Source organism: Streptomyces sp. LBL (assembly GCF_029893585.1).
GTDB lineage: Bacteria > Actinomycetota > Actinomycetes > Streptomycetales > Streptomycetaceae > Streptomyces.
Genome location: NZ_JARXYX010000009.1, coordinates 25,738 through 42,712 on the forward strand (window position 1 = coordinate 25,738; position 16,975 = coordinate 42,712).

The 16,975-nt window shown below is 69.9% G+C and carries 14 protein-coding genes; 6 read left to right on the forward strand and 8 right to left on the reverse strand.

Translation table 11 applies throughout. From position 1 onward, the window contains the following. Nucleotides 1-80: 80 nt before the first annotated feature. Nucleotides 81-2,447: a transglycosylase domain-containing protein gene (locus tag M2271_RS12885; RefSeq protein WP_280887301.1), complete on the reverse strand. Its 2,367-nt coding sequence runs from the start codon at nt 2,445-2,447 to the stop codon at nt 81-83. A gap of 256 nt (nt 2,448-2,703) precedes the next feature. Between M2271_RS12885 and M2271_RS12890 the strand changes: the two genes are divergently transcribed. From M2271_RS12890 to M2271_RS12910, 5 genes are all read left to right on the forward strand, one after another. Further along, nucleotides 2,704-3,675 (forward strand): SPFH domain-containing protein, encoded by a 972-nt coding sequence (locus tag M2271_RS12890; RefSeq protein WP_280887302.1) that lies wholly within the window; start codon nt 2,704-2,706, stop codon nt 3,673-3,675. Next, complete coding sequence (locus M2271_RS12895) at nt 3,672-3,926, forward strand: hypothetical protein (protein WP_280887303.1); 255 nt, start codon at nt 3,672-3,674, stop codon at nt 3,924-3,926. Before M2271_RS12890 ends, M2271_RS12895 begins: the two co-directional genes overlap by 4 nt. 94 nt (nt 3,927-4,020) lie before the next feature. Next, nucleotides 4,021-4,545 carry a PadR family transcriptional regulator gene (locus tag M2271_RS12900; protein ID WP_280887304.1) on the forward strand — a complete coding sequence of 175 codons (525 nt, stop codon included), beginning with the start codon at nt 4,021-4,023 and terminating at the stop codon, nt 4,543-4,545. After that, nucleotides 4,542-5,231 (forward strand): ABC transporter ATP-binding protein, encoded by a 690-nt coding sequence (locus M2271_RS12905; protein WP_280887305.1) that lies wholly within the window; start codon nt 4,542-4,544, stop codon nt 5,229-5,231. The genes M2271_RS12900 and M2271_RS12905 overlap by 4 nt, the downstream gene beginning before the upstream one ends. After that, on the forward strand, nt 5,228-7,567 hold the full coding sequence (locus M2271_RS12910; protein WP_280887306.1) for an FtsX-like permease family protein: 2,340 nt from the start codon (nt 5,228-5,230) through the stop codon (nt 7,565-7,567). Before M2271_RS12905 ends, M2271_RS12910 begins: the two co-directional genes overlap by 4 nt. A 114-nt stretch (nt 7,568-7,681) precedes the next feature. Here the strand turns inward: M2271_RS12910 and M2271_RS12915 are convergent, their stop codons facing one another. The 7 genes from M2271_RS12915 to M2271_RS12945 all read right to left on the reverse strand — a co-directional run bounded on the left by M2271_RS12915 (nt 7,682) and on the right by M2271_RS12945 (nt 14,928). Next, on the reverse strand, nt 7,682-8,110 hold the full coding sequence (locus M2271_RS12915; protein ID WP_280887307.1) for a hypothetical protein: 429 nt from the start codon (nt 8,108-8,110) through the stop codon (nt 7,682-7,684). Nucleotides 8,111-8,114: 4 nt separating this feature from the next. Next, nucleotides 8,115-8,531, reverse strand: coding sequence for a roadblock/LC7 domain-containing protein (locus M2271_RS12920; RefSeq protein WP_280887308.1), 417 nt, complete (start codon nt 8,529-8,531; stop codon nt 8,115-8,117). Nucleotides 8,532-8,641: 110 nt separating this feature from the next. Beyond that, on the reverse strand, nt 8,642-9,493 hold the full coding sequence (locus tag M2271_RS12925) for a MarR family transcriptional regulator (RefSeq protein ID WP_280887309.1): 852 nt from the start codon (nt 9,491-9,493) through the stop codon (nt 8,642-8,644). A gap of 362 nt (nt 9,494-9,855) precedes the next feature. Further along, on the reverse strand, nt 9,856-11,211 hold the full coding sequence (locus M2271_RS12930; RefSeq protein WP_280887310.1) for an AI-2E family transporter: 1,356 nt from the start codon (nt 11,209-11,211) through the stop codon (nt 9,856-9,858). 132 nt (nt 11,212-11,343) lie between these two features. Next, entirely contained in the window at nt 11,344-12,060 is a 717-nt protein-coding gene (locus M2271_RS12935) for a transglycosylase SLT domain-containing protein (protein WP_280887311.1), read from the reverse strand. 421 nt (nt 12,061-12,481) lie between these two features. Beyond that, nucleotides 12,482-13,807 carry a PhoH family protein gene (locus M2271_RS12940; protein ID WP_280887312.1) on the reverse strand — a complete coding sequence of 442 codons (1,326 nt, stop codon included), beginning with the start codon at nt 13,805-13,807 and terminating at the stop codon, nt 12,482-12,484. A gap of 347 nt (nt 13,808-14,154) precedes the next feature. Beyond that, nucleotides 14,155-14,928 (reverse strand): isoprenyl transferase, encoded by a 774-nt coding sequence (locus M2271_RS12945; protein WP_280887313.1) that lies wholly within the window; start codon nt 14,926-14,928, stop codon nt 14,155-14,157. 891 nt (nt 14,929-15,819) lie between these two features. Here M2271_RS12945 and M2271_RS12950 point away from each other — a divergent pair. After that, nucleotides 15,820-16,971 (forward strand): winged helix DNA-binding domain-containing protein, encoded by a 1,152-nt coding sequence (locus tag M2271_RS12950; RefSeq protein WP_280887314.1) that lies wholly within the window; start codon nt 15,820-15,822, stop codon nt 16,969-16,971. Nucleotides 16,972-16,975 lie beyond the last annotated feature (4 nt).

Consider the following 16,975-nt stretch of genomic DNA (forward strand, 5'->3'; position numbering starts at 1 on the left):
GGCGATCAGTACCGCCGGACCGAGCGACGTCATCGGGAACTCAGGTTCCTCTTCATCGGCTGCCGACCCGCGGGGACCGGCTACTGACCGTCAAGCGGGTCCAGTGGCTCGTCGGACGGGGTGCCGCTCGACGCCGGAGGGGACGTCACCGGAGTGCTCGGTGGGGTGATGCTCGGGGAGTTCGTGGGGGACTCCGACACGGGGGGCTCGGAGGACGGGGGCGCCGAGGACGTCGTCGGCTTCGACGGCGGGGGCTCCGTGGACGGCTCCTCCGACGGGGTCTGGGTCCGGGTCGGGGGCACGGACGGAGCCGGCGTCCTGGTCGGTTTGACCGCCGCGCCCTGGTCGGTGTCCAGGTCGAACTTGCCGTTGCGGGCCGAGGCGCCGAAGGTGTACGCCGCCCAGATCTTCGCCGGGAAACCGCCGCCGTTGACGCGGTCCTCGCCGCCCGCGCCGTACATCTTGGCATGTGCGCGGGTCTTCTCGTCCTCGCCGAAAAGACCGACGGAGGTGACCAGGTCCGGCGTGTATCCGGTGAACCAGGCCGACTTGTTGTCGTCGGAGGTACCGGTCTTGCCGGCGACCTGCTGGCCGTCGCGCGCGGAGTTGTCGCGCACGGAGGTGCGGGCCGTACCGTCGTCGACCACACCGGTCAGCACCGAGGTGACCGTGTCGGCGGTCCCCCGGCTGAGGATCTGGTCACCGATCGGGTCGGGTATCTGCACCGAGCGGTTGGAGTGCTCGGCCGCCTTGACGATGGTCGGCGTGACCTGCTTGCCGTGGTTGTCGAGGGTGGCGTAGACGCCGGCCATCTGCAGCGGGCTCGCGCCCATGGTGCCGAGGGTCAGCGCGGGTACCGGCTTCATGCCGGCGGTGTCCATGCCGAGCTGGTCGGCCACCTTCAGCACGTTGTCCATGCCGACGTCCACGCCCAGCTGCGCGAAGACGGAGTTGATGGACTTGTTCATCGCCGTCTGCACGGTGACGTCGCCGTAGTCGCGGTCGTCCTCGTTCTCCGGCGCGAAGCCGATGTCGCTGCCCTTGACCGGGCGCTTGCTGGTGCCGTCGTAGACCGTGTTCGCGTTGATCGGCTTGTCGTCCTGGGTGGTGGCCTTCTCCTCCAGGGCGGCGGCGAGGATCACCGGCTTGAACGTCGACGCGGGCTGGTAGTCCGTGCGGGTCGCGTTGCTGGTGTAGTGCTTGAAGTAGTCCACACCGCCGTACAGCGCGACGACCGCGCCCGTCTTGGGGGCGACCGAGACCGCGCCGGCCTGGATGTTCTTGTCGACCTTCCGCTTCTTCGGGTCCAGCTTGCTGGTCAGCCGGGACTTGACGGACTTCTCCAGCTGGGCCTGCTTCTTCTTGTCGATGTTCAGGGTGATGGTCCAGCCCTGGTTCTCGACCTTGGCCTGCGCCTCGGACAGGGAGATGCCCTCCTGCCCCATCAGCTGCTGCTCGAGCTGTTGGTTGGCGAGCGCGACCAGATACCCCTTCTGCCCCTCCAGGCCCGCGACCGGCTTGGGATCCTTCGGCTCCGGGAACCTCATGGCGCCGCGCTTGCCCTTGTCCAGCCAGTTCTCCTCGACCATGTTGTCCAGGACGTAGTTCCAGCGGGCCTTCACCAGCCGCTTGCCGGTGTCGGACGCGACCGCCCAGTCGTACTGGCTCGGCGCCTGCAGAAGGGCCGCGAGGTAGGCGCCCTGCTCCACCGTGAGCTTCTCGGCATCGACGCGGTAGTAGGCCTGGGCGGCGGCCTGGATGCCGTAGGCGTTGCGGCCGTAGTAGCTGGTGTTGATGTAGCCGGCGAGGATGTCGTCCTTGGACATCTGGCGGTCCACCTTCAGGGAGATGACCATCTCCTTGAGCTTGCGGGTGACCGTCTGCTCCTGGCTGAGGTAGTAGTTCTTGACGTACTGCTGGGTGATCGTCGAACCGCCCTGCGCGCCCCGGCCCCTGGCGGTGTTGTACAGACCGCGGGCCGTGCCCCTGAGGTCGATGCCGGAGTCGTGGTAGAAGGTCTTGTTCTCGGCGGCGACAAAGGTGTGCTGGACACCCTTGGGCACCTTGGACAGGTCCACGATCTCGCGGTTGACCTTGCCGTCACGGGCGAGGACGGTGCCGTCGCTGTACTTGTAGACGTTGCTCTGGCGCAGCGCGGCCTGCGCCGCCGCGTTGCCGTCGGGGACGGACACCATGATGTACAGCACGGCGAAGGCGCCGATGCCGAGCAGGCAGAGGCCGAAGAAGGTGCCGATGATCTTCTTCCAGGTGAACAGCCTGCGCAGGCCGCTCTTCCCGGTGCCGGTCTGCGCGCGCTTGCCGGTGGCCGCCCGGCGGGCCGCCGCCCGGCCGCCGCCGACGCCCGTGGCCGGTGTCGCGGACGAGCCTGTGGGCTCCGTGCGGTGGCCGCCGCGCTGTCGCGCTCGTCTCTCTTCCGCTCGTCCCATGAGTCCGCTCGCTCCGCTTCCTTCTCTGCTGTCACGCCGATGGCCGGCTCGGATCAGCTCCGAAAACTAACACCGCCTGGTATGACAAAGTGCTCCCGATCCCGCCTTTTACGGACGTGACAATCAGCACCCGTCCTGGTGGAACCGACGCGCGAGAGCGGGTGAGGGTTGCCGTGACGGGGTAAAGTGATATCACTTAGATAAAGGATGCACGCTGTTCGTACACGAACGAACGTACGAGAAACGGGGGATATCCATGTCCACGCACGACTCCACACTGACCACCGAGACAACCGAGACCACCGCGACCACCGAGACCGCCGACATACCCACCATGCCCGCGCCCCGCGTGCGGGAGTTCCCCGCGCACAACATCGGCGGCGGGCTCGCGCTGCTGCTGGGCCTGGTCGGGCTGCTGCTCGGCGTCGGCATGGTGGTGACCGCCACCACGGTCGCGGCGACCGGCGTCAAGGCGGTCCTGATCGTCGGCGGCATCCTGATCGGCCTGGCCGCGTTCACCGCGATGTGCGGCCTGAACACGGTGGCGCCGGGCGAGGCCCGGGTCGTCCAGCTCTTCGGGCGCTACCGGGGGACGATCCGCGAGGACGGGCTGCGCTGGGTGAACCCGCTCACCTCCCGAGAGAAGATCTCGACCCGGGTCCGCAACCACGAGACCCCGGTCCTCAAGGTCAACGACGCCTACGGGAACCCGATCGAGCTGGCCGCGGTCGTGGTGTGGAAGGTGGCGGACACCGCCCAGGCCACCTTCGAGGTGGACGACTTCCTGGAGTTCGTCGCCACCCAGACCGAGACGGCCCTGCGGCACATCGCCATCGAGTACCCGTACGACGCCCATGACGAGGACGGGCTCTCGCTGCGCGGCAACGCCGAGGACATCACCGAGAAGCTCGCCGTCGAGCTGCACGCGCGCGTGGAGGCGGCCGGCGTGCAGATCATCGAGTCGCGCTTCACGCACCTCGCGTACGCGCCCGAGATCGCCTCGGCGATGCTCCAGCGGCAGCAGGCCGGCGCGGTCGTCGCGGCCCGGCGGGAGATCGTGGAAGGCGCGGTGGGGATGGTCGAGGCGGCGCTGGCCCGGATCACCGAGCAGGACATCGTCCAACTGGACGAGGAGCGGAAGGCGGCGATGGTGTCCAACCTGATGGTGGTGCTGTGCGGCGACCGCGCCCCGCAGCCGGTGCTGAACACGGGGACCCTCTACCAGTGACCGCGTCCCCCGAGGGGCCCACGCCCCGGAGGCGGCCGCAGCAGCGCAAGCAGGTGCTGCTGCGGCTGGACCCGTTGGTGTACGAGGCGCTGGCACGGTGGGCCGGGAGCGAGCTGCGCTCGGCCAACGCGCAGATCGAGTTCCTGTTGCGCAAGGCACTCGCGGACGCCGGTCGCCTGCCCGGCGATGCCGGAGCGATCCCGCGTCGCGGTCGGCCGCCCAAGGATTCCGGGCCTGTCGCGGAACCGTGACAATGGGCTCCCACCTGGAGGGCCGCACGCCCCGCCATCGTCTGAACACTCGACGTATACATGCGGGGTATACACGGTGTGTACATTCCTCTCCATGTCCATTGGTCACACTCTCCTGGGACTCCTGGAGTCCGGCCCGCGTCACGGTTACGACCTGAAACGGGCCTTCGACGAGAAGTTCGGTCACGACCGGCCGCTGCACTACGGCCAGGTCTACTCGACGATGTCCCGGCTCCTGAAGAACGGCCTCGTCGAGGTCGACGGCATGGAGCCCGGCGACGGGCCGGAGCGCAAGCGGTACGCGATCACCGAGGCCGGGATCACCGACGTACAGCGGTGGCTCGCGACGCCGGAGAAGCCCGAGCCGTATCTGCAGTCGACGCTGTACACCAAGGTCGTCCTCGCGCTGCTGACCCGGCGGAACGCGGCCGACATCCTGGACACGCAGCGCGCCGAGCACCTGCGCATGATGCGGATCCTCACCGACCGCAAGCGCAAGGGCGATCTGGCGGACCAGCTGATCTGCGACCACGCGCTCTTCCATCTGGAGGCCGATCTGCGGTGGCTGGAACTGACGGCCGCGCGGCTCGGCAAGCTCGCCGAGGCGGTGGCCGAGTGACGCATCCCGCTGGTTCCCTGCTCGTGGCCGACGATCTGCGCAAGGTGTACGGCCCGACCCTCGCGCTCGACGGCGCCGGGTTCTCCATCCACGCCGGCGAGGTCGTCGCCGTGATGGGCCCCTCCGGGTCCGGCAAGTCGACGCTGCTGCACTGTCTCGCCGGGATCGTGACGCCCGACTCGGGCTCGATCATGTACAACGGGCGCGAGATGGCCACCATGGACGACGCCCAGCGCAGTGCCCTCCGGCGCACCGAGTTCGGGTTCGTGTTCCAGTTCGGGCAGCTGGTGCCCGAGTTGACCTGCGTCGAGAACGTCGCCCTCCCGCTGCGGCTGAACGGGACCTCCCGCAAGGAGGCCGAGCGGGCCGCGCTGACGTGGATGGAACGGCTGGAGGTCGACGACCTGCGGAAGAAGCGGCCCGGCGAGGTGTCCGGCGGCCAGGGGCAGCGGGTCGCCGTGGCCCGGTCGCTGGTCACCGGCCCGCGGGTGCTGTTCGCCGACGAGCCGACCGGAGCGCTCGACTCGCTCAACGGCGAGCGCGTGATGGAGCTGCTCACCGAGGCGGCCCGGTCCACCAACGCCGCCGTCGTGCTGGTCACGCACGAGGCCCGGGTGGCCGCCTACTCCGACCGCGAGATCGTCGTACGGGACGGGAAGTCCCGGGACATGGAGCGGGTCGTATGAACGTGAGGCACTGGTCGCGAGACCTTGCCATGGGGGTCAGGTTCGCCTTCGCCGGCGGGCGTGAGGGATGGGTCCGGGCGCTGCTGACGGCGGTCGGGGTCGGGCTCGGGGTGGCGCTGCTGCTGCTGACGACCGCGATCCCGAACGCGCTGGCGGCACGGCACGACCGGGAGATCGCCCGCACGGACATCACGTACAGCGATGAGGTCATACCGAAGGCGAACGACACCCTGGTCGTCGCCAACACGGACACGACCTTCCGCGACAAGGACATCCGGGGCCGGGAGGTGGAGCCCGAGGGGACGCGGGCGCCGCTGCCGCCCGGCGTGGACAAGTTCCCCGGGCTGGGTGAACTGGTCGTCTCGCCCGCGCTGAAGAAGCTGCTGGAGTCGGACAGCGGAAAGCTGCTGCGGGAGCGGCTCTCGGGCCGGATCGTCGGGACCGTCGGCGAGCGCGGGCTGATCGGCTCCGCCGAACTCGCCTTCTACCGGGGCGCCCACGGTCTCGCCGCCGAGGGCATCCACGGCGTCCGGGTCGCCCGGATCGACCGGTTCGGGGACGTGAACCCGACCGCCGAGAAGACGGACCCGGTGCTCATCCTGCTGATCCTCGTCGTGTTCGTGGTGCTGCTGATGCCGGTCGCCGTGTTCATCGCAGCGGCCGTACGCTTCGGCGGCGAGCGGCGCGACCGGCGGCTCGCGGCGCTCAGGCTGGTCGGCTCCGACGGCCGCTCGACCCGGCGGATCGCCGCCGGTGAGGCCCTCGCGGGCGCGGCGCTCGGACTGGTGTTCGGCGCGGGCTTCTTCATGATGGGCCGTCAGGCCGCGGGTGCGGTCGAGGTGTTCGACATCAGCGTGTTCCCGAGCTACCTCAACCCCTCCCCCGCCCTCGCCCTGCTGGTCGGGCTCGCCGTGCCGGCGGCCGCGGTGCTCGTCACCCTGGTCGCCCTGCGCGGAGTCGTCATCGAGCCGCTCGGCGTGGTCCGGGCGGCCAAGCCGGCCCGGCGCCGGCTGTGGTGGCGGCTGCTGCTGCCGCTGGGCGGGCTCGCGCTGCTCTACCCGATGATCGGGAAGGGCCGGGGCGACGGCGACTTCAACCAGTACCTGGTCGTCGGTGGTGTCATGCTCCTGCTCATCGGGGTGACCGCGCTGCTGCCCTGGATCGTCGAGGCGGTCGTCGGTCGACTCGGCGGCGGCGGGGTGGCCTGGCAACTGGCCGTACGCAGGCTCCAGTTGAGCAGCGGGTCGGCCGCCCGCATGGTCAACGGGATCGCGGTGGCGGTGGCCGGGGCGATCGCGCTGCAGATGCTGTTCGCCGGCGTGGAGAGCGATTACACGAAGGCCACCGGCCACGACGTCAGCCGGGCCCAGCTGCAGGTGACGGTCCCGAAGGAGATACCGCTCGGCCGGGCCACCGACAAGTACCGCCGGACCGAGGGCGTGCGCCAGGTCTACGCGTACTCCGAGGGGGAGGTCGGCGATCGGCGCGCGGCACCGGAGCTCAACGCCCAGGTGACCGTCGGGGACTGCGCGGCGCTCCGGGAGGTCGCGGTCCTGCCCTCGTGCCGGGACGGCGACGTGTTCGTCGCACGCGGTGCCGAGTACGACACCGGCACCCCGAAGCTGGCGAAGGCGGGCCGCACGCTGTACTTCGACCCGTCCTACAAGGGCGGGGCGAAGGGCGCGGAGATCCCGTGGGTGGTCCCGTCGGGAATGAGGGACGCACAGAGCCGCACGGACGATCCGACCTGGTCGGCGCGGGGCGGTTTCCTGATCACCCCGAAGGCACTGCCGGCCGCGAACGCTTCGGCCCTGAGCGGCCAGCTGTACCTCAAAGTCGACGAGACCGTGCCGGACGTGTACGACCTGATCCGCAACACGGCGGCGACCATCGACCCCCTGAGCGAACCCATGGTCTGGCAGTCGGTCGAACAGACCGACCGGTTCACCGCCATCCGCACCGGCCTGTTCGTCGGCGCCGCGTGTGTGCTGGCGCTGATCGGGGCGAGCCTGCTGGTGTCGCAGCTGGAGCAACTGCGCGAGCGCAAGAAGCTGTTGTCGGCGCTGGTCGCCTTCGGCACCCGGCGGCGCACGCTGAGCCTGTCGGTGCTGTGGCAGACGGCGATCCCGATCGCGCTCGGTCTGCTGCTGGCGTCGGCGGTGGGGCTCACGCTGGGCGCGGTGCTGCTGCGGATGACGGACACCACCGTGCGGGTGGACTGGCCGAGCGTGCTGTCCATGACCGGCGTGGGCGCGGCGGTCGTCCTGGTGGTGACCCTGTTCAGCCTGCCGCCGCTGCTGCGGCTGATGCGGCCGGACGGGCTGCGCACGGAGTAGGAACGCCGACGCAGCAGTGGGCCCTTCCGGTCATTCGGTCATTGAGTCGCTCGGTCGATCCGATCGAACCGGTCGATCCGGTCCCGGAGGGGCCCGCTGTCGTTCTCAGAGTTCTCAGAGGCTGTACTCCTTGATCACCCGCCGGACCTGGGCGAACAGCATGCCCACGTTGACGGACTTACGGCAGACGACCACCGCGACGACGTCCTGCTGCTCGTTCATCCGCACGAACAGGTGTGTGAGGTTCTCGCTGTTGACCAGGATCTCCTGGAAGAAGTGCTGGTCACTGACCATCCCTCGGCGCTCCTTGAAGACGTCCTCGATCATCACGACCGTACGGCCCTGGAACAGGTCGAGGGTCGCGCCCGCCAGCAGGTCCAGGACCTCGGGCGGATGGGTCTCGACGGTCTCGTACGACAGCAGCATGCCGGTCGACATGTCGACCAGGCCCGCCGCGACACAGTCGGGGGCGTCGGCACGGAGGGACTTGACCAGGCCCATCACCTGGTCGGAGAAACCGGAGGTCATACGCTTCGTCGCCATCCCTTCAGACTCCTTCGGCTGCTTGCTGTACTGCTTCGTCGGTGAGGACTGCTTCGTCGGTGAGTATCGAGCCGATGCGGCGCAGGGCCGGCTGGGCAGCCCGGTGCAGGTCGTCCACGTCGATGCCCTCGTCGCCCAGCACGACCATCAGCGCGGTGGCACCGACGGCGTAGAAGGCGGCGCAGCCGTGGCTGCCGTAGGTGACCGTGCGGAGCAGGCTGCCCCGGGCGGTCGCCTCGGCGGTACGGCGGGCGAGGCCGACGCCGGCCGCGGCGAGGGCGGCGAGTCCCTCCGGGTCGATGGAGTCGGCGGTGTCGGCGGCGATCAGCAGCCCGTCCGCGGCGGCCACGGCGGTGTCGGTGATTCCGGTGACCTGTTCGCGCAGACCACGCATCTCGCGTGCGAGGGCTTGGTGATCCATGTATTCAACTCCCCTGGTTCATCGGGTGATTCATCGGGTGGGGTTCATCGGCTGGTTCAGCGGGCGGACCATCGGGCGGACCATCGGGCGGATTGTTCTGTTCGGCTGGTTCATTTCGGGATTCCGTTCCGTAGGCGGAAGAATCCGCCGGGTCTACGGCGGGGCAGGGCGGCGGGAATCGCGGGTGGCGGGGACGGGTGCGGCCCGGGGGGCGGCCCGGGGGTCCGGGGGCGTACGCCCCCGCTGTCGGGGGGTGTGCGCAGGACGGGGATCGGCAGCGGCTCCGGGGGGCATCGCAGGAGCCCCTCGGCGAGCATCCGGGCGACCTCGACGGTGACGGTGTAGACCCCGCGTCCGGTGCGGAAGGCGAGGTCCCGTGCGGTACGGCGGCCGTCGGCATGGGCGAGGAGCTCGCGCCGGAGCTCGGAGAGCGGGCGGGGGCCCTCGCCGGTGTCGGACGGCGACACGGGCACGGGTCGTTCACGGTCGGGGTGCACGGGGTGCGGCAGGGCCGCGAGTGCGGCGAGCCGACGGGCCGTCTCCCGCAGCAGCCGGGAGGGCGACTCTCCCACGGCTACCTGGGCGAACGGCTCGGCGGCCGGGGCGCGTTCGCAGCCGTCGGTCCGGCCCGCGGCGATCGCGAACGCGGCGTCGTGCAGCGCCATCACACAGACGACCTTGAGCTGGGCGGCCCCCGCGTACCCGTGCGCGACCAGTCCGGTGGCCGGCCAGCGCGCGCCGCCGGACTCCCGCACCAGCTCGGCCCACTGCTCGCCGCTGACCCGGCCGGAGCGCAGCAGCAACGCCTCGGGGCCGGGCGCGCCCGGGGACTCCCCGGCGACCACGAGTCCGTCCCGGAGGTGCACGGTGCCGCCGGGGGATCCGGCGATCCGCAGTTCTCCCGTGAAACGTTCGCGCCCGCACCCGGCCAGGGCCGGTGCGAGCAGTTCGTAGCCCGACATCACTCACCTCGGCGGGTGTCGCACATACGCCTGACGCGTAGCGCTGAGGGAGGAAGATGTATCAGGCCGGGCGCATATTCCGGACGCCGTATTCCGAGCTGTCGCCGACTGGCGGAAGTTGAGCCTTACGGCTACCCAACTGCCTGTGTTCGGCGTTCATTTGATCGAAACTTGGACGGCTGTTTCTGCCCAGTCCCGGGGCTTCTCCCAGCCCGCCCGGCGACGCGGAACGGGCTGCGGCAAGGGGACTTGGAGAGCCGGGCCGCACGTGGGGGCGGCGGGTGCGGCGATACCGAGGGGTCGGCCGCGTGGCCGACGTTTTGCGCTACGGCTCCCAGGCGGGGACGCGTGGCCCCCGTGCGCTACGGCTCCGGAGGCGGGTCCACCGGGGCCGACCCCACCGCCGTGGCCCCGTGCGGGCGGGGTGACCGTTTCAGGGCCGCCTCCTGGGAGTACGACCGCAGATACCCCACCACCGTGTTGGTCACCGCCACCAACGGGACCGCCACCACCGCACCGCCGATCCCGGCGACCATCCCACCCGCCGCGACGGACAGCACGACCGCCAGCGGGTGTACCCGGACCGCCCGGCCCAGGATGAACGGCTGCAGGATGTGGCCCTCGATCTGCTGGACGGCCAACACCACCGCCAGCGTCAGGACCGCCGTGAACACGCCCTGCGTCACCAACGCGACCACGACCGCCAGCGCACCGGAGACCACCGCGCCGACGAGCGGGATGAAGGCGAACAGGAAGATGAAGACGGCGAGCGGGACGGCCATGGGGACGTCCAGGAAGTAGATGCCGAGGCCGATGAAGATCGCGTCGATCAGCGCCACCAAGACCGTGCCGCGGACGTAGGCGGTCAGGGTCCGCCACGCCCGTGGGCCCGCGCCCGCGACCCCCGGCCGGGCCGCCGCCGGGACCAGCTTCAGCGTCCACTCCCAGATGCGCCGGCCGTCGTAGAGGAGGAACAGCGTCGAGAAGGCCGCCAGCAGGATCCCGGCCAGTGCCTCGACGACGACCGTGACGCCCTCCAGGCCCGCCGAGGTGATCTGGTCGGTGTTCGCGCCGACCGCGTTCCGCAGGTTCTCGGCGATGTCGTTGATCTGCTTGTCGGTGACGTGGAAGGGGCTGTTGAGGAGCCACTTGCGCAACTCGTCGATGCCGTCCTGGACCTGGCCGGACAGGTTGTCGATGTTCTCCATGACCTGCCAGGTCACGAACCAGCCGATCAGGCCCATGACGACGAACCCGAGGGTCACGGTCAGAGCGGTGGCCGGCCCGCGCGGAACGCCGAGCCGCATCAGCCGCGCCACCATCGGCTGCAGGATCGCCGTGATGAGCAGCGCCGCCACGAACGCGAGTACCACCAGTTGTACGGCGCTGATGACCCGCATGAGGACCCAGAGCGTGCCCGCCAGCACCAGCAGCCGCCAGCCCGCCTCGGCCGCGACCCGCATTCCCCACGGCACGGCCTGCGCGGGATCCTGCCGGGCGGTGCTGACGACGGCCGGGTGGTCCGGGGCCGGTGAGGTGTGGTCGTGGTCGGGCGGCGGGTCGTCGTCCGCGTACGAAGCACGCTCGGACTCCGCGTACGAAGCACGCTCGGACTCCGCGTCCTCGCGCTCCGCCTGCGCGCGGGCCTCGTCCAACCGCTCGCCCATCTCGGTCAGTCCGGCGCCGAGCCGGCCGATCCACCCTGGCACTCGCGACATGATCTGTCCTCTTCCCCCGTCCCTCCTCACCACTCCCCCTGGAGTCGCCGGGTCAGACCGTACATGGCTGAAGCCCCTCCCCGTAGGACGGGAAGGGGCTTCGAAAGGTTGAGCGGCCTGAGCGGCGTGGGCTCAGTAGTTGCCGTTGGCCTGCCAGTACGACCAGGCGTCGCAGGGACTGCCGTAGCGCTCGTTCATGTAGTTGAGGCCCCACTTGATCTGCGTGGCCGGGTTGGTCTGCCAGTCGGCACCGACGGACGCCATCTTGTTGCCGGGCAGCGACTGGACGAGACCATAGGCGCCGGACGAGGGGTTCTGCGCCTTGTAGTTCCAGGTGGACTCGTGGTCCACGATGTTGCTGAAGCACTGGAACTGGCCGCTGGGGACGATCGAGCGCGCGAGGGCCTGGACCTCGGCGACGGTGTACGAAGACTGCGGCGCCAGGCTGATGGGGCCTCGCGGCGCGGAGCGGGTGGTGGCTTCCGCGGCATCCTTGCGCGCCTTGGCATCCGCAGCTTTCGCCGCCTCCGCCGCCGCTTCCGCCTCGGCGGCCTTCTGCTTCGCGACGGCGTCCTTGGCCGCCTGCTTGCGGGCCGCCTCCTCCGCGTCCTTCTTCGCGCTCACGTCCGCGGCGATGGCCTGGGTGTCGGCCTGCTGCGTGAGGGACTCGGTCTGCACCTGGGCCAACTGGCCCGCGGGGATCTCCGAGAGGAGCGTCGAGTCGGCTGCCGTAGCCTCCACGTCGTTGGTCTGCGCGGTGCTGCCAGAGGCAACTCCGACGACGCTACCGACAGCGGTGACTGCCGTGGCCGAGGCCACTGCGAATCCCCGGACCGAAATCGGGCTCACACGGTTTCCTTCCAGCATCGCCCGCTTCGGTGACCCTGGCGGACGCAATCGTGCCCCTGGCACAGTCCTCCCAACTACCTGGTCACGGGAGGCGCGGGCCCGGCAAGCAACTCCCTTGGGGGGAGAGCCGTGTGATGACTCGGGCGGCATACGACAACGCTATGGAGTTGGCTGTGGTGCTTCCGTGGTGCCGTACCGCTGGGGGTACAGGTGTGTCGTATGCGGGGCCTGACAGGAGTGAGACTCTGCCGTAACCCGACGCCGCAAGGCAATTCTGAGTTGCGTGTGAAAGCTCACATCCCGTTTGCCCCCGGGGAATTCGAGAAAGCTCCTTGCGCGAAGGCGCCGCCCGGGTAAGCTCATTGCTTTTTCCCGGACGGCGCCAACTGCCGCGTAACCGGCCCCTAGTGGGCCAGCCGTATCAGACGTGCCCGTCTTCGAGCATTTCGGTCACCAGGGCCGCGATCTGGGACCTCTCGGACCGCGTCAGCGTGACATGCGCGAAGAGTGGATGCCCCTTCAGCTTCTCGACCACGGCGACGACTCCGTCGTAGCGGCCGACCCGCAGGTTGTCCCGCTGCGCCACGTCGTGGGTCAGAACGACCCGCGAGTTCGCACCGATTCTGGACAGAACGGTCAGCAGTACGTTCCTTTCCAGCGACTGCGCCTCGTCCACGATCACGAACGCGTCGTGCAGGGAGCGGCCGCGGATGTGGGTGAGCGGAAGGACTTCGAGCATTCCCCGCGCGGTGATCTCTTCGATGACCTCACGGCTGGTGACCGCGGACAGTGTGTCGAAGACCGCCTGCGCCCAGGGGCCCATCTTCTCGGCCTCGCTGCCCGGCAGATAGCCGAGCTCCTGCCCGCCCACCGCGTACAGCGGACGGAAGACCATCACCTTCTTGTGCTGGCGGCGCTCCAGGACCGCCTCGAGCCCCGCGCACAGCGCGAGTGCCGACTTTCCGGTGCCGGCCCGGCCGCCCATGGACACGATTCCGATGTCCGGGTCGAGGAGGATGTCCAGCGCGATGCGCTGCTCCGCGCTGCGCCCCTTGATGCCGAACACCTCGCGATCCCCGCGCACCACCCGGATGCCGCCCTCGGGCGTGACCCGGCCGAGAGCCTTACCGCGCTCCGACTGGATCATCAGCCCGGTGTGCACCGGCATGGCGGCCACCTCGGGCGCATGGACGTGCCCCTCCTCGAAGAGGATGTCCACCTGCTCGCCGGGCAGGGTCAGCTCGGACATTCCGGTCCAGCCGGAGGCGTCCGTGATGGCGAGTTCGGCGCGGTACTCCTCGGCGAGGAGTCCGACCGAGGATGCCTTGATCCTCAGCGGGAGGTCCTTCGACACGACTGTGACGTCGAACCCCTCGGCCTGCAGGTTGCGGGCGACCGCGAGGATGCGGGAGTCGTTGTCCCCCAGGCGGTAGCCGCTGGGCAGCACGCTGGGGTCCGAGTGGTTGAGCTCGACACGGACGGTCCCGCCCAGGTCCCCGATCGGGAGAGGGGAGTCGAGGCGACCGTGCCTGACCCGGAACTCGTCCAGCAGACGCAGGGCCTGTCGGGCGAAATAGCCCAGTTCGGGATGGTGCCGCTTGGCCTCCAGTTCCGTCACCACGACGATGGGAAGCACAACCTCGTGCTCGTCGAAGCGGCTCAGGGCGTTCGGGTCGGCCAGCAGGACGCTGGTGTCGAGAACATATGTGCGCCGGTCTGGCTTATGGCGCTTTGTGCTGGTCACCACGGAAGGACGTACCCCCTCGGATGAGGTCGGGGAGCGACGGAGTGGAGCTGGACCGGTCGTCGGCCGCGATGCACGGGCCGGGGACCGGCCCTCCACTGCTTCGCCCGCGCTGAGACCGCGCGGTCGGGCTGGTGCAAAGGGCCTCCCGGGCGGACGGCCCCGTGCCGTCCGCTGAGATCCGACACCCGTGGTTCGGGCGTCGGCCTGTTTGGTTTATGCCCTCGAACGTGCGATGCCATGCAGGCGCATATGACGGCGCGCTGGTGAACTCCTTGTTACGTCCGCCCCAAAACGGGTAGACGTGCCGACTCCGGAGCGGCCTCCGTCAGCCGCCCACCAGCCGCCCGTCAGCCTCCGTAGCGGCGGTGGCGCGCTGCGTAGTCGCGCAGGGCACGCAGAAAATCGACCTTGCGGAAGGCAGGCCAGAAGACCTCACAGAAGTAATACTCCGAGTGAGCGGTCTGCCACAGCATGAATCCGGACAACCGCTGTTCACCACTCGTTCGGATCACAAGGTCCGGGTCGGGCTGGTCGCCGGTGTAGAGGTGGCGGCCGATCGACTCGATGCTGACGGACTCGGCGAGCTCCTCCATCGAGGTGTCCTTGTCGGCGGCGTCCAGGATCATGGAGCGGACCGAGTCGACGATCTCCTGGCGGCCGCCGTAGCCGATGGCGACGTTGACCACTATCCCGTCGGTCTTCGCGGTGGTCTCCTCGGCCTCCTTGAGGGCCGCCTGCATGCCCTGCGGGAGGATGTCGAGCGCGCCGACGTGGTGCACCCGCCAGCGGCCGTCGGCGGCGAGGGTGCGGACGACGTCCTCGATGATGCCGAAGAGCGGGACGAGCTCTTCCTGCGGGCGGTCGAAGTTGTCGGTGGAGAACAGCCAGAGGGTGACGACCTCGACGTCCGTCTCGGAGCACCAGCCGAGGAACTCCTCGATCTTGTCGGCGCCGGCGCGGTGACCCTGGGCGGTGGTGGAACCGGCGGCCTTCGCCCATCGCCGGTTGCCGTCCATGACGACGCCGATGTGCTTGGGCACCTGGGCGTGGTCCAGGTGGCCTTCCACCCGGCGCGCGTACAGCCTGACGAGCAGGCCGCGCAGTGTGTCGCGCAGGTTCACTTGATTGTCAGCCCCTCTGTGCGGATGCGGTCCCCGCGACCCGAAGGGTACCGCGCTGTTTCCTTTTGGGGTGCGGGGGGTTGGGGCACCCTGGGCCGGGATTGGGGCGCCCCGGGCGGGGGTTGTCGGGGTTTCTGGGCGGGTTCGGGTCCGTCTGCGGCTGGTCGCGGGTTCGGGTCCGTCTGCGGCTGGTCGCGCGCATGCGGCGGAGCCGCCCATCGATACCGTCCCGCGCCGCTTTGTGTCGGACCATGCGCCACCCCCTATGAGCGCCCCCTGCGCACAGAGCAAGCGAGTGCGGTGGACGAGTGCCGCAGACGAGTGCCCCTGGAGCGCAGAGAGGACGAGTGCCCCGTGGGCGCAGAAAAAACGGGCCGGTCCGTGGGGGGGGGAGACGGACCGGCCCGAGGGGGGGTTTCCACCATAACCCTTCGTAAGTGATGCTGCGTGCCTCGGCGTGCCACAACTACTCTCCGGAGTCGGACGACAACGCGGCGACGGCCAGTCTGAGGCCTTTTCGTGGCTGCGGTGTGGCCGAATCGCGGCGGAATCTCGAAGAGAACACATGGGGGCAGGTTCCCTCCGGCGGGTGACGGTGGGCCGCATCACCTGTTGACGCCGCACCGGACGCCGCACCGGACGCCGCACCAGGAGCCACGGCACCGCGCAGCCCCCTCCGCTGCGCGGTACCGCCCGCGCAGCCTGCTCACGCGAAATACCTTGGTCGGAACGTACGTGACGCGCGGAGGGTACTCGATCCACCTGCGATAACAATGTGGAAAACTCGTGGAGCCATGGATGTACGGGGAGTGACCGCGCTCTGGGCGCGCTCCCAGAGCATCCGCGGCGAAGCGGACAGGATCTGACCTCATTGGGTCCTAGCGTCGGGCCATGACCTCGAGAATCACGTGGGAGCAGGCAAGCACGCGGCGGCTGGAACGGCAGTTCCTGGCCATCCCCGCCAAGAACGGTACGGTCGTCGCCGATGTGGTGGGTGCGATGCTCGCCGCCCATGCGCAGGTGCTGTCGGCGGCGGAGGTCTCGGTGGGGGTGCGGGCCGACGGGACGACCCGGGCGGACGTCCGGGCCGCGCTCTGGGAGGTCCGCTCACTCGTCAAGACGCACGGCCCGCGCGGGACCGTTCATCTGCTGGCCTCGCACGAGCTGCCGCTGTGGTGCGCCGCGCTGTCGGCCGTTCCGTCCGGCAGGAGTCCCCTTGCGGCCGGAGTACGGGTCACCGAGGAGCAGGCCGGGCAGATCGTGGCGGCGATCGGGGACGCCCTCGACGGGGTGTGCCTGACCATCGACGAGCTGAGCGAGGAGGTCGTCGCCCGCACCGGCCCCTGGGCGGGCGACCGGGTGATGCCGGCCTTCCAGGACCTGTGGCCGCGCTGGCGTCAGGTGCTGCACCGGGCGGGCCAGTCGGGCGCCCTGTGCTTCGGCCCGAACCGGGGCCGCAAGGTCACCTACACCCGCCCGCCGTACTTCGCCCCGCTCCCGCCGGACGAGGCGGTGCGTGAGCTCGTACGGCGGTATCTGCGCGCCTACGGGCCGTCGACCCCGGCGTACTTCGCGAAGTGGCTGGCGGCGCCGGGCGGTTGGGCGGGCCCCCTGTTCGACGGGATGAGCCGGGGCGGGGAGATCGAGGAGGTCGTCTTCGAGGGCGCCCCGGCGTGGGTGGCGGCCGGCGACACCGTCTTCCCCGAGGAGCCGGTCCGCGGGGTGCGGCTGCTGCCGTATTTCGACGCGTACGGCATCGCCGTACAGCCGCGTGAACGGCTGTTCCCGGGTGCGGCGTACCGGCGGGCGCTGGCGGGCGGGCAGGCCGGAAACTATCCCGTGCTCCTGGTCGACGGGGTGGTGGCGGGTGTCTGGCACCAGCGGCGCCAGGGACGGCGTACAACCGTCACGGTGGAGCCTCTGAGGCGCCTGACGGCACACCAGGAGCGCGAGCTCGGCGAGCAGGCGGACCGGGTGGGCGAAGTGCTGGAGGCGCGGGCCGAGTTGGTGATCGGGACGGTCACGGCGGGTCCGCATGCGTAGGGGC

Excerpts from the sequence above, each read along its gene's own strand:
- M2271_RS12885 (WP_280887301.1), bottom strand. The coding sequence starts at position 2,447 with ATGGGACGAGCGGAAGAGAGACGAGCGCGACAGCGCGGCGGCCACCGC.
- M2271_RS12890 (WP_280887302.1), top strand. The coding sequence starts at position 2,704 with ATGTCCACGCACGACTCCACACTGACCACCGAGACAACCGAGACCACC.
- M2271_RS12900 (WP_280887304.1), top strand. The coding sequence starts at position 4,021 with ATGTCCATTGGTCACACTCTCCTGGGACTCCTGGAGTCCGGCCCGCGT.
- M2271_RS12910 (WP_280887306.1), top strand. The coding sequence starts at position 5,228 with ATGAACGTGAGGCACTGGTCGCGAGACCTTGCCATGGGGGTCAGGTTC.
- M2271_RS12915 (WP_280887307.1), bottom strand. The coding sequence starts at position 8,110 with ATGGCGACGAAGCGTATGACCTCCGGTTTCTCCGACCAGGTGATGGGC.
- M2271_RS12920 (WP_280887308.1), bottom strand. The coding sequence starts at position 8,531 with ATGGATCACCAAGCCCTCGCACGCGAGATGCGTGGTCTGCGCGAACAG.
- M2271_RS12925 (WP_280887309.1), bottom strand. The coding sequence starts at position 9,493 with ATGTCGGGCTACGAACTGCTCGCACCGGCCCTGGCCGGGTGCGGGCGC.
- M2271_RS12930 (WP_280887310.1), bottom strand. The coding sequence starts at position 11,211 with ATGTCGCGAGTGCCAGGGTGGATCGGCCGGCTCGGCGCCGGACTGACC.
- M2271_RS12950 (WP_280887314.1), top strand. The coding sequence starts at position 15,820 with ATGACCTCGAGAATCACGTGGGAGCAGGCAAGCACGCGGCGGCTGGAA.